This is a genomic window from Micromonospora sp. WMMD1102 (genome assembly GCF_029626265.1).
GTDB lineage: Bacteria > Actinomycetota > Actinomycetes > Mycobacteriales > Micromonosporaceae > Plantactinospora.
The window spans coordinates 7975904-7988596 of the sequence record NZ_JARUBN010000001.1; the positions used below are offsets into that span (position 1 = coordinate 7975904).

Consider the following 12693-nt stretch of genomic DNA (forward strand, 5'->3'; position numbering starts at 1 on the left):
GCGACGTAGGCTGGCCGGCGTGAGTGCCAGAGACGAGTCGGCGCGGACCGGGGTCGAGGCCGCGCCCGGCGAGGCGACCCGGGCGATCCGGACAGCCCGGTCCACCCGGCGTACCGTCGAATCCGATCTCGGTCGCAAGCGGCGGGCCCGGCGGATCGGCCGGACGCTGACCGAGACGCACCCCGACGCCCACTGCGAGCTCAACCACCAGGGTCCGCTGCAACTAGCCGTGGCGACCATCCTCTCGGCGCAGTGCACCGACCAGCGGGTCAACGAGGTGACGCCCAAGCTCTTCGCCCGCTATCCGACCGCGGCCGACTACGCCGGGGCGGACCGGGCCGAGTTGGAGGAGGTGATCCGGCCGACCGGCTTCTTCCGGAACAAGACCAACTCCCTGATCAACCTCGGCAGCCAGCTCGTCGAGCGGTACGACGGCCAGGTGCCCCGCCGGATGGCCGACCTGGTGTCCCTGCCCGGGATCGGCCGCAAGACCGCCAACGTGATCCTCGGTAACGCGTTCGGGGTGCCCGGGATAACCGTCGACACCCACTTCGACCGGCTGGTGCACCGGTGGGAGCTGACCACCGAGACCGACCCGGTCAAGATCGAGTACGCCGTCGGCGACCTCTTCGAGCGGCGCGACTGGACGATGCTCTCGCACCGGGTGATCTTCCACGGCCGGCGGGTCTGCCACGCCCGCAAGCCGGCCTGCGGCGCCTGCACGCTGGCCCGACTCTGCCCCTCCTACGGCCTCGGCCCGACCGACCCGGCCGCTGCCGCCAAACTGCTGAAGGGTCCCCGGGCCCGGGACCTGGCGGTGCAGGCCGGAGTCGATCCCGACCTGGTGCCGGCGACCGCCGCCGTCGGCGACACCCCGTGAACCAGCACCGTCGTGGCGTCGACAGGTTGCGGCTCGGCGGGTCGTTGCTGGCGCTGCTGCTGCTCGCCACCGGCTGTACCGGGCCGGATCCGGGCTCCGGGGCGCCGCCGGGCACCGACGACGGTACGACGACGACCGCCTTCGCCGACTGTGCCGACCTGACCACCCCGATCGCCGCACCCACGACCTCGACCGTCGCACCCACCACCTCGACCGGCACGTCCACGGGCCCGACGGGCGCGTCCACGGGTTCGACGGGTGCGTCCACGGCCCCGGCGAGCATGCCCACCGGTCCGGCCGGCACGCCAACCGGCTCGGCCGGCAGGCCACCCTCGGCGTCGACGCCCGCTGCGGAAGCCGGATCGGCGGGCGGGGTGGGCCGGCCGTTGCCGGCGCTGAGCCTGCCCTGTTTCGTCGGGACCGGCGAGGTGGCCGTCGGCGAGCTGCGCGGACCGGCCGTGCTCAACCTGTGGGCCTCCTGGTGCGCGCCCTGCCGCAGGGAGCTGCCCGCCTTCCAGCGGCTCGCCGAGCGGACCGGCGACCGGCTCCGGGTGGTCGGAGTGAACACCGGGGACGCGCGGCCCGCCGCCCGCTCGATCGGCGAGGACTTCGGGCTGGAGTTCCCCAGCCTCTACGACCGGGACAAGTTGCTGCTGACCGGGCTGGGCGGCCGGCCGGTACTGCCGGTCACGCTCCTCGTCGACGCCGAGGGGCGGATCCGGCACCGGGACGAGACGGGTGCGCTCGACGACACCGAGCTGGCCACGCTGGTCCGGCGGCATCTGGGGGTGGCGGTGCCGTCGTGACCGAGCGGGAACTTCCCCGGTGGTGCGAGCCGCTGCTCACCCGGGTCCGGTCGGCCCGCACCGAGGATTTCACCCGGATCCGCACCCCGGCCAACGGTGGACGGGCCAGTGCCGTGCTCGTGCTCCTCGGCGAGCAGCCGGAGCACGGGCTGGACGTGCTGATCCTGCAACGGGCCGCGACCCTGCGTACGCACGCCGGGCAGCCGGCCTTTCCCGGCGGGGCGTGCGACCCGGACGACGAGGACGCGGCGGCGACCGCCCTGCGGGAGGCGTACGAGGAGGTCGGGCTCGACCCGACCAGCGTGACCGTACTGGCCCAACTGCCCCGGCTCTGGATCCCGGTCAGCGACTTCGTGGTCACCCCGGTACTCGCCTGGTGGCACCGGCCGCATCCGGTGCACTCCCGGGAGCCGGCCGAGGTGGCACACGTGGCCCGGGTGCCGGTCGCCGAACTCGTCGATCCGGCCAACCGGGTCCGGGTACGCCATCCGAGCGGCTGGATCGGTCCGGCCTTTCAATCCCGGGGCATGCTGGTCTGGGGCTTCACCGCCGGAGTGCTCGCCACCCTGTTGGAGATGGCGGGTTGGGCCCGGCCCTGGGCACAGGACCGGATCCTCGATCTGCCGCCGACCAGCCCGCCCCCGAGTCCCGCCCCCGGCACCGAGGAACCGACCGGGGCCGACGGGCCGCCGGCCGGGACGGACGGGCCAGCGACCGTGGCCGACGGGCCGACCGGGCCGGCGACGTCCGGCTGAACGTCTCCGCGGCGCGGCGGTGCGCCCGATTCGGCGGTAGGGCGCGGCGGTGCGCCCGATTCGGCGGTAGGGCGCGGCGGTGCGCCCGATTCGGCGGTAGGGCGCGGCGGTGCGCCCGATTCGGCGGTAAGCGCCGGTGGCCCGGACCGTTCTCGGGCTTCCCCCGTACCCTTGACGGGTGTCGGTGGTGGATGTCGTCCTGATCCTGCTCATGTTGCTGTTCGCGATCAGCGGCTACCGGCAGGGATTCGTCATCGGTCTGCTCTCCTTCACCGGCTTCTTCGGCGGTGCCCTGATCGGCCTCCAGGTCGGTCCGCTGCTCGCCGAGCAGTTCAGCAGCAACACCACCCGGGTGGTGGTCGCGCTGGCCTCGATCTTCGGCCTGGCACTGCTCGGCCAGGCCCTCGCCGGCTGGCTCGGTTCACGCCTGCGGCACGCCATCACCAGCCAGGCCGGCCGGGCGGCGGACGACGTCGGCGGGGCGCTGATCTCGCTGTTCGCCGTACTCCTGGTGGCCTGGCTGGTGGCCGTCCCGCTGGCCTCCTCCTCGCTGCCCTGGCTGGCCAGCGCGGTCCGCAACAGCGCCCTGCTGACGGTGGTGGACCGGGTGTTGCCGCCGGAGGCGCAGGCGCTGTCCCGGGCGCTGCGGGACACCGTCGACACCAACGGATTCCCGGACGTCTTCGGCGGGCTGGCCCCGACCCGGTCCCGCGAGGTGGCCTCGCCCGACCCGGCACTGGCCGGGTCGCAGGTAGTGGTGAACGGGCGACGCTCGGTCGTCAAGGTGCTCGGCAACGCACCCAGCTGTTCGCGGCGGATCGAGGGTTCCGGTTTCGTCTACGCCGACAACCGGGTGATGACAAACGCACACGTGGTGGCCGGCACCCGCAGCGTCCAGGTCGAGGTGGCCGGCGACCGGCACAGCGCCCGGGTGGTCGTCTACGACCCGGACCGCGACCTGGCGGTGCTCTACGTGCCGGAGCTGTCCGCGCCGGTGATGCGGTTCGCCACCGGCGAGGCGGCGATCGAGGACGACGCCATCGTGCTCGGATTCCCGCTGGACGGGCCCTACAACGCCCAGCCGGCGCGGATCCGCGACATCGGGGAGATCGCCGGTCCGGACATCTACGAGTCGGGACGGGTCAACCGGGAGATCTACACGATCCGGGGGCTGGTCCGCAGCGGCAACTCCGGCGGCCCGCTGGTGGCCCCGGACGGCCAGGTGCTCGGGGTCATCTTCGCGGCGGCGGCCGACGACCCGAACACCGGTTTCGCGGTGACGGCCGACGAGGCCCGCTCCACCGCCAGCAGCGGTCTGGAACGTACCCGGGTCACCAGCACCGGCGCCTGCACCTGAACGTGCTCCGCTCGGCCGGCAGGCGGTCGGCCGGTCGCCGGCCGGTCAGGCGGTCAGGCGGTCAGGCGGTCAGGCGGTCAGGCGGTCAGGCGGTCAGGCGGTCAGGCGGTCAGGCGGTCAGGTGGTCAGGTGGTCAGGGACGGTCGCGTCGGAAGCGGCGCCGGAGCACGAGTACCGACCCGGCGACGAACACGAGGAAGAGGAGGCCGCCGCCGCTCCACACCTCCGGCGGCGGATGGCTGATCTGGTCGCCGGCGGCCTGGGCGGTCCAGTCGGCCGAGCGGCCGGACACCGCCGTACCGATGGTCTCCGGCCCGGTGCTGGCCGGCGGGGGCGTCGCCTCCCGGCCGGGCGCGGAGCCGAAGCCGGCGACCCCGGGCGGTGCCTCGCCGTCGTCCAGCGGATTGCCCCGCACGCTGGAGACCTCGCCGTTCAGTGCGGCGACCGGGTCGACGACGCCGAACCCGAACCGGTCGTCCCGGCCGGACGGCCCGACGTCCCGGGCGGTGTTGATCAGTCGGTTGACCACGTCACCGGCGGACATCTTCGGCCAGTTCGACCGGACCAGGGCGGCTGCCGCGGCCACCAGCGGGGCGGCGAAGCTGGTGCCCTGGACCCGCCAGACACCGCCCGGCCGGGCGCCGGTGAGGCCGGTCGCCGGGGCGGAGAGCACGGTCTCCGGGCCGGTGATCGAGCCGGACCAGAGCGCGTCGCTCTCCCGTTCCAGGCCCGCCACGGCGACCACGCCCGGCTCGCGGGCCGGATACCAGACCCGCTTGCCGGCGGACGACCCGAGGTTGCCGGTGCAGGCGACGACGACCACGTCCCGGGCGAAGGCGTAGTCGAGGGCGGCGGCGAGCGCGGGGCTTTCCCCGGTGCCGCCCAGCGACAGGTTCACCACCTGGGCGCCGTTGTCGACCGCCCAACGGACACCCCTGGCCACGATCAGCGCGTCGTCGTAGCGGTTCTCCTCGTCGAGCACCCGGACCGGCAGGATCTTGGCCCTGGGGGCGAGTCCGGCGACGCCCCGGGTGTCGTCGTTGCGACCCGCGATCAGGGCGGCCACGGTGGTGCCGTGCCCCACCGGGTCGGTCTGGCCGTTGCCGCTGCCGTCGACCAGGTCGATGCCGGGCAGCACCTGCCCGGCCAGGTCGGGATGACTGGCGTCGACCCCGGAGTCGACCACCGCCACCGTGACGCCCTTGCCGGTGGAGACCTTCCAGATTGCCTTGGCGTTGAGCTCGTCCAACTGCCACTGCTCGTCCCGGACCGGATCGGCCAGCACGGGCAGCCTGACCGGCGGCGCCGGCACGGCGGCGGTCGCCGGTGCCGGGGGCGGACCTGAGAGCGATCCGGCGATCCCGGCCGTGGCGAGCAGCGCCGCTCCGGCGACCCGGGCGAGCGCACGTTCGGTTGGCAGCGGCAGCCTGGTCACAGCATGGTCATTTCACCCCGGGGGACACATGATGCACGGAGGTTACCCCGTTTCACCCCTGTCGCGTGGCGAAACTTTGCAACCGATCTGAGATCCACTGTCCACCGCCCCGAGACCGTGGCCCGAGCCGTCCCTGAATCGGGACGACCGGGCCGCGGTCCTGAACTCCAACCGCCCTGGTGTCGGCTCAGGTCGACGGGAGAGTCGGCTCAGGTCGACGGGAGATAGGCGAGCTGCACCAGCCGGACGCCTTCCTTCCGGGTCACCAGCCGGCCCCGGCCGGGCGGCATCGGACCGGGGCGTACCGAGCCGATCAGGGCGCCCTCGTCCTTGCTGCCGGACATCACCAGGCCGGGGGAGGAGAGTTCCCGCAGGCGCTGGATGATCGGCTCGTAGAGCGACCGGGAGGCGCCGCCGGAGCGGCGGGTCAGCACCACGTGCAGGCCGACGTCCCGGGCCTGCGGCAGGTATTCGACGAGCGGCAGCAGCGGGTTGTTCGGGCCGGTGGCGACCAGGTCGTAGTCGTCGACGAGTACGAACAGTTCCGGCCCGGTCCACCAGGAGCGCTCCCGCAACTGCTGTGGGGTGACGTCCGGCCCCGGCAGCCGGCGCTGCATGTAGCCGGCGACCGACTCGATCAGCTCGCTCGTCGCCTGGGCGGCGGTGCCGTAGCCGATCAGGTGGTCGGACTGGATCACGCCGAGCAGGCTGCGCCGGAAGTCGACCAGGATGATCCGGGCCTGCTCCGGGGTGTAGCGGTTGGTGATCGAGGTGGCCAGGGCCCGCAGGAAGGACGACTTGCCGCACTCGGCGTCGCCGAAGAGCAGGAAGTGCGGCTCGGAGGCGAAGTCGACCGACACCTGCTGGAGGTCGGCCTCGGAGATGCCGATCGGCAGCCGCAGCCCGGAGATGTTGGCGAGGTCCAGGTCGGCGTAGGGCAGCACCGGCGGGAGCAGCCGGACCCGGGGGGCCGGTGCGCCGCTCCAGTTGCCGGCGACCGCCTTCACCAGCGCCTGCGTCTGCCCGCCGCCGAGGCTGGACAGCTCCGGCAGCACGGTCAGGAAGTGCAGGCTCTCGGCCGTGATGCCGCGCCCCGGGGTCTTCTCCGGCACGTTCGCCGCCGCCTTGCGGGAGACGATCGAGTCGGTGGGGTCACCGAGCCGCAGCTCCAGCCGGGAGCCGAAGAGGTCCCGGATCGCCGGCCGGAAGTCCATCCAGCGCGGCGCCGCCGCGACCACGTGCACGCCGTACGAGAGGCCGCGGGTGGCGATGTCGGTGACCAGGGGTTCGAGGTCGTCGTACTCGCCGCGCAGGGTGGGCCAGCCGTCGACGACCAGGAACACGTCGCCGAACGGGTCCGCGCCGACGCCGACGCCGCCGGCCGAGGCGCGCCGCTTCCGGTACGCCGGCATCGACTCCACGCCCAACTCGGCGAAGCGCTGCTCGCGCTCGTTGAGCAGGGTGGAGATCTCGCCGACCGTACGCCGCACCGCCGCCGCCTCGGACCGTCCGGCGACCCCGCCGACGTGCGGCAGGTCGCGCAGCGCGGCGAGCGAACCACCACCGAAGTCGAGGCAGTAGACCTGCACCTCGGCCGGGGTGTGGGTGAGCGCCAGCCCGCAGATCAGGGTACGCAGCAGGCTCGACTTGCCGGACTGCGGACCGCCGGCCACCGCCACGTGCCCGGCGCCGCCCTCCAGGCTGAGCCAGAGCAGGTCACGACGCTGCTCGAACGGCTTGTCGATCATCGCGACCGGCACCTGGAGCGCGCCGTGCAGCTCGGGGTTGCCGAAGGTGAGCCCGCGGGCCGGGTCGGTGACCACCGGGCCGAGGATCTCGTCCAGCGCCGGTGCCTGGGACAGCGGCGGCAGCCACACCTGGTGGGCCGGCGGGCCCTGGCCGACCAGCCGGGTGACCATCACGTCGAGCAGGCTCTGCGCCGTCGGGTCCTCCGGGGCCGGCTTCGGGGTGGCCGGTACGACCGGCTTGGGCACCGGCACGTGGTGCGTCGAGTACGACAGCAGCCGGGGACCCGTGTAACCCTGCGCGCCCGGCCCGCCCGCGGTCGCCTTCTGGTACGGGCCGGAGACGTACGCCGCCTTGAACCGGACCAGTGGCTCGGTGCCGAACTTCAGGTAGCCGTGCCCCGGCGCCCGGGGCAGCTCGTAGGCGTCCGGCACCCCGAGCACCGCCCGGGACTCCAGGGCGGAGAAGGTCCGCAGACCGATCCGGTAGGACAGGTGGGTGTCCAGCCCGCGCAGCCGCCCCTCCTCCAGCCGCTGCGAGGCGAGCAGCAGGTGCACCCCGAGCGACCGGCCCAGCCGGCCGATCTGCACGAAGAGGTCGATGAAGTCCGGCTTGGCGCTGAGCAGCTCGGAGAACTCGTCACAGATGATCAGCAGTGACGGCAGCGGCGCCAGTGCGGCACCGCCGGAGCGGGCCTTGTCGTAGTCCTTCAGGTTGGCGTAGTTGCCGGCCTTGCGCAGCAGCTCCTGCCGGCGGATCATCTCGCCGTTGATGGCGTCCACCATCCGGTCGACGAGCGGCAGCTCGTCGGCGAGGTTGGTGATCACGGCGGCGGTGTGCGGCAGCCGGTCCAGCGAGGCGAAGGTCGCGCCGCCCTTGAAGTCGACGAGGACGAAGTTGAGCGCCTCGGAGGAGTGCGTCGCCGCCAACCCCAGCACGAGGGTACGCAGCAGTTCCGACTTGCCGGAGCCGGTGGCCCCGATCAGCAGGCCGTGCGGTCCCATACCGTCCTGTGCGGACTCCTTGAGGTCGAGGTCGACCACGCCGCCGTCCGCGCCGACACCGATCGGCACCCGCAGCTTGTCCCGGTTGGGCCGGGGCGCCCAGCCCTGCACGATGCTGAAGTTCTCCGGGTCGCCGACCCCGAGCAGCTCGCCCAGGGTCATCTCCTTGACCAGCGGGGCGTCCGTGGAGCCCTTCTGGGCGGCGGCCAGCCGCAGCGGGGCGAGCCGGCGGGCGACCGCCTCGGCCTCCTCCACGCTGAGCCGGTCGGGGGTGCCGACCTCGGCCTCGCCCTCCATCGTGAAGGTGTTCAGCCGGTCCCCGACGGTCTCCAGCACCAGCGTGGCGCGGTCCAGCAGCCGGGGCGGCGGGCTGTCCAGGTCGACGATCGTCACCGCGTCGATGCCGCTGTCCCCGGCCAGATAGCTCGCGCCGTTCAGGTCGCCGCCGTCGAGCACGATCACCACGTGCGGGCCGTCGGTCGCCGGGCCGGAGAGGCTGAACCGGGAACGGTTGCCGACCACGTCGTCGATGAGCTTCTCCAGCTCGACGGCGGAGCTGGCGACCAGGCGTACCGGGCCGAGCGCGTCGACGGCGGTCGGGTGGTGGACGTGCGGCAGCCACTTGGCCCACTCCCACCGGGCCCGGCGCTCCGGCCCGGCGCAGATGGCGATCAGCAGTTCCTCGGGGGCGTGGAAGACCGAGAGCTGGGTCAGCACCGCCCGGGCCAGCGCCTGCGGGTCGCCGCCGGCCGGCTCGCGGGACAGGTCGCGCTGACCGGGTCCGTTGCGCACGAAGACCCGGGCGAAGCCGCGGATGGAGAGCGCCACCGGCAGGTCCGGCACCACCGAGTACGCGTCGAGGAACCGGCGCAGCGCACCGGCGGTCATCGGCTCCAGGTCCTCCAACGGCCGGGTCACCGGCGGCACCAGCGGGGTGGCCAGGGTCTGCGGGCCGACCGCGACCCGGACCACGCCGAAGTCGCCGTCGCTGGGGCGCCGCTCCCAGACCCGGTAGCTGCCCACGGTGGACCAGAGTTGGGCCGGGTCGGGGTGTCGGTAGAAGAGGCCGGCACGCTGCTTCGAGGCGGTCTCCCGGACCCGGCGCCGCAGGGTGGCCAGGTGTCGCAGGTATTCCCGGCGGGCCTGCATCATCTCGGACTTCTTCGGCGATCCGGAGGCGCTGCCCCAGGAGGAGGCCACCATGGCCAGCGAGGAGACGCCGAACATCGCCCCGATGACGTACGAGTATGCCCCGCCGCCCCGGCCGAACATCATCGCCATCGCGACCGAGCCGCCGAGCATCGGCAGCACCATCATCATCTGCTGCCACTTGCCGCCGGCCGCCTGTGGGATCTCCGGCGGCGCCTCGACGGCGAGTTCGCCGGTCGGGATGTCCGGCGCCGGCCGGCGTGGCGGGCGCTTGATGACGACGGTGCTCATCGGTCGCCTCCCGGCTGCCCCGGGCCGCCCCGGCCCTGGCTTCCCGTGTCCATTCCAGACCTCCCCTAAGGCCGCACCGGCGCCGCGCAGTCGGCGTCCGGCGGGCCATCCGACGCCCCCGCGTCGCAATTGTTCTCGCGCTCGGTCGGACGAGTGTGTCCCATCCTAGGTAAAGTGCGGTCGTCCGCGCAGCCATGGGTTGCCCCCTCGATGGAGGACTGTCGATGAGTACCGGGCTCGCCCGCGTCACGATCAGCGCGCCGCAACGACGGGTGGACGTCGCGCTGCCCGAACACCTGCCGCTGGCCGAACTCCTGCCCGAAGTCCTGCGGCATGCCGGTGAGGGGTTGGCCGACGACGGCGAGAAGCACGGCGGGTGGCTGTTGCGCCGTACCGACGGGGAGCCGCTGGCCGCCGGCAAGGCCCTGCTGCCGCAGGGCGTACGGGACGGAGACGTGCTGCACCTGGTGCCGGCCCGGGCGCAGTGGCCCGAGCTGGAGTACGACGACGTGGTCGAGGCGATCGCCGACGGGGCGCGCCGCCGGGGCAGCACCTGGTCCGGGCGGAACACCCGGATCGGCACCCTGAGCGCGGCCGGCGGCCTGCTCGCGGTCTGCCTGCTCGCCGTGGTCGTCGGCGGCCCGGCCTGGCAACTGGGCGCCTTCGTCGCGCTCGGTGCGGCCGTACTGCTGTCGCTCGCCGCGGTGGTGGCCTCCCGGGCGTACGGGGACGCCACCGCCGGTGCCGCCCTCGGCGGGTACGCGTTGCCGTTCGCCTTCTTCGGCGGTGCCCTGCTGGTCGCCTCCGGTGACCCGGTCGGGGTGGTCGGCCCGGTCGGCTGGCTCGGCGCCGCGGAGGCACTGGCCGGCTCGGTCGCGCTGCTGCTGGTCGCGGTGCTCGGCATGGTCGGGGTCGCCGCCGGGCTGCGGGTCTTCGCCGCCGGTGTCTCTGTCGGGCTGCTCGGCGCGGTGACCGCGCTGATCGGCTTCGCGGTCTCGGCAGCCGGGTCTGCGGCGATCCTGATGGCCCTGCTGGTCTGCGCGATCGGGATGCTGCCGCTGCTGGCGATCCGGTTCGGCAAGTTGCCGATGCCGCCGATCACGCTGCCGACCGGTGCCGAGGCGGCGGAGGGCTTCACGGCGGCCAGTCCGGTGGCGAGCGGCGTGCGGGAGCGGCCGGACCGGGGGCGGGTCTTCGCGGCGGTCGCCCGGACCGAGGAGATGCTCACCGGGATGCTCGTCGGACACGCCGTACTCGCCCTGGTGGCGGCGCTGGTGCTGGTGGTCTCGGACAGCTTCTCCGGCCGGCTGATGGTGGCGGTGTCGGCGGCGGCGCTGCTGCTGCGCTCCCGGCTCTTCGTCACCGTCCGGCAGCGGGTGCCGCTGATGGCCGCCGGGATCGGCTCCGCGGTGGTGCTCGGGATCGCCCTGCTGTTCCGGATGCAGGAGACCGGCCTGCTGCTGCTCACCGCCGGTGGCCTGGTGCTCGCCCTGGTGGTGGTCGGGGCCGCCGCGACGTACTCGAAGCGGGAACCCGGCCCCTACCTGGGCCGTACCGCCGACATCGTCGACACCCTGATGGTGATCGCGGTGGTGCCGGTGGCCTGCGCGGTGCTGGGCCTGTACGCACAGGCCCGCGGCCTGCTCGGCTGAGTTGTCAGAATTGGCTCCGGGGCGGGGTTGGCAAGAGATCCCCCGGCTCGCCCGGATTCAGCCCGCGCGCTGGGTTTCCTCCGCCTGCACCCATTGCTGGCAGCTAGCCTGATTAGGCGGGATATGACACTGATCTGAAGCTGTCGTCCCCTAGCATCACTGGCCGGCATGGCCGACCGGGCCATGCCGACCTCTCAAGTTAGGGACGACATGGCGAGGAAACTGATCAGCACCGCTCTCGCGCTCGCCGCGACCGCAGCGCTGACCCTGGCGGGTGCGGGAACCGCGCACGCCAACGACGGTGAGTACGAGACTCGGATTATCGGCGGGGATGCTGCCACCGAGCAGTACAAATTCCACGCCTCGCTGCAGTACAAGGACCAGGGCACCCGGCCGACCCCGCACCGGTGCGGCGGCGCGCTGATCGACCCGCTGTGGGTTGTCACCGCGGCGCACTGCGTCGTGGGGCGCAACGCCGCCGACTTCAAGGTCAGCCTCGGCTCGAACGACTACCTGGGCGGCACCACGATTGACGCGGCCCAGTTCGTGGTGCACCCCTACTGGGATTTCGAGGACGACCGGAGCTACGGCGACATCGCGCTGATCAAGCTGGCGAGCCCGTCGACGCAGCAGCCGATCGCCAGCGTACGGCCCCCGGCCGCGAACTCCGTGGTGCGGGCGATCGGCTGGGGTTGGACGGTCGAGGGCGACGCGACCAGCGTGCCCCGCCAGGTACTGCAGCTCGACGGGAAGATGCTGCCACTCTCGGACTGCTACTTCGGCGACGAGTACGACGCGACGATCGGCGACGTCTGCGTCGAGCGGTCGAAGGGCGACACCGCGGGTGTGTGTAACGGCGACTCCGGCAGCCCGGTGCTGTGGAAGGTCAACGGCCAGTGGCGAATCGTCGGCGTTACCAGCCGTAGCGGCGGCGAAAGCGGCTGCCTCAACACGGACACGGTGTACACGTCGACCGACTTCTACTGGGCGTGGGCCATGAACGTGATCAACGGCTAGGCATCCTGATCCAGGCCTGCCGGGGGTGCCCGCCTGCTGGTGGGTACCCCCGGTCCTTGGCTGCCGAGCCGCCTCAGTGCGGTGTCTCGCCCCGTTCGACGGCTTCCCGGTGGCGGCGGTAGGAGCTCCGGATCTCCGCCTCCGCCTCGGTCCGACCGACCCAGGTGGCGCCCTCGACTGATTTGCCTGGCTCCAGGTCCTTGTACACCTCGAAGAAGTGCTGGATCTCCAGCCGGTCGAACTCGCCCAGGTGGTGGATGTCGCGCAGGTGCTCCTGGCGCGGGTCCTCGTACGGTACGCAGAGGACCTTGTCGTCGCCGCCCTTCTCGTCCGTCATCCGGAACATGCCGATCGTCCGGCAGCGGATGAGGCACCCTGGAAACGTGGGTTCGGGTACGAGTACCAGAGCGTCGAGAGGATCGCCGTCCTCACCCAGGGTGCCTTCGATGAAGCCGTAGTCCGCCGGGTACTGCGTCGACGTGAAGAGGGTGCGGTCCAGCCGGATCCGGCCGGTCGCGTGGTCCACCTCGTACTTGTTGCGGTGACCCTTGGGGATCTCAACCGTGACGTCGAAATCCATCTCGCACGCTCCCTCGTTTGC

The 12693-nt window shown here is 72.8% G+C and carries 9 protein-coding genes; 6 read left to right on the forward strand and 3 right to left on the reverse strand.

Annotation, left to right across the window (positions count from 1 at the left end; all coding sequences use genetic code 11):
* The first annotated feature begins 85 nt into the window (after positions 1 to 85).
* The 4 genes from nth (at position 86) to O7626_RS36280 (ending at position 3798) form a co-directional block, all read left to right on the forward strand.
* Positions 86 to 880: an endonuclease III gene (nth, locus tag O7626_RS36265; protein ID WP_278066476.1), complete on the forward strand. Its 795-nt coding sequence runs from the start codon at positions 86 to 88 to the stop codon at positions 878 to 880.
* A complete protein-coding gene (locus O7626_RS36270; RefSeq protein WP_278065457.1) occupies positions 877 to 1686 on the forward strand; it encodes a redoxin domain-containing protein in 810 nt (269 codons plus the stop codon). Before nth ends, O7626_RS36270 begins: the two co-directional genes overlap by 4 nt.
* Positions 1683 to 2441: a CoA pyrophosphatase gene (locus O7626_RS36275; RefSeq protein WP_278065458.1), complete on the forward strand. Its 759-nt coding sequence runs from the start codon at positions 1683 to 1685 to the stop codon at positions 2439 to 2441. The genes O7626_RS36270 and O7626_RS36275 overlap by 4 nt, the downstream gene beginning before the upstream one ends.
* Before the next feature lie 178 nt (positions 2442 to 2619).
* Positions 2620 to 3798, forward strand: a complete 1179-nt coding sequence (locus O7626_RS36280; protein ID WP_278065459.1) for a MarP family serine protease — start codon at positions 2620 to 2622, stop codon at positions 3796 to 3798.
* A 133-nt stretch (positions 3799 to 3931) separates the two neighbouring features.
* Here O7626_RS36280 and mycP read toward each other — a convergent pair whose 3' ends face one another.
* Together mycP and eccCa are read right to left on the reverse strand one after the other, a co-directional pair.
* Positions 3932 to 5176 carry a type VII secretion-associated serine protease mycosin gene (gene mycP / locus O7626_RS36285; RefSeq protein WP_347404881.1) on the reverse strand — a complete coding sequence of 415 codons (1245 nt, stop codon included), beginning with the start codon at positions 5174 to 5176 and terminating at the stop codon, positions 3932 to 3934.
* A gap of 266 nt (positions 5177 to 5442) precedes the next feature.
* Positions 5443 to 9423: a type VII secretion protein EccCa gene (gene eccCa, locus O7626_RS36290; RefSeq protein WP_278065460.1), complete on the reverse strand. Its 3981-nt coding sequence runs from the start codon at positions 9421 to 9423 to the stop codon at positions 5443 to 5445.
* Between the two features lie 224 nt (positions 9424 to 9647).
* Here eccCa and eccD point away from each other — a divergent pair, with 224 nt between their 5' ends.
* Together eccD and O7626_RS36300 are read left to right on the forward strand one after the other, a co-directional pair.
* On the forward strand, positions 9648 to 11075 hold the full coding sequence (gene eccD, locus O7626_RS36295; RefSeq protein ID WP_278065461.1) for a type VII secretion integral membrane protein EccD: 1428 nt from the start codon (positions 9648 to 9650) through the stop codon (positions 11073 to 11075).
* Positions 11076 to 11243: 168 nt separating this feature from the next.
* Positions 11244 to 12092, forward strand: a complete 849-nt coding sequence (locus tag O7626_RS36300; RefSeq protein WP_278065462.1) for a serine protease — start codon at positions 11244 to 11246, stop codon at positions 12090 to 12092.
* 73 nt (positions 12093 to 12165) lie between these two features.
* Here O7626_RS36300 and O7626_RS36305 read toward each other — a convergent pair whose 3' ends face one another.
* Complete coding sequence (locus tag O7626_RS36305) at positions 12166 to 12672, reverse strand: inorganic diphosphatase (RefSeq protein WP_278065463.1); 507 nt, start codon at positions 12670 to 12672, stop codon at positions 12166 to 12168.
* Between the last annotated feature and the right edge of the window lie 21 nt (positions 12673 to 12693).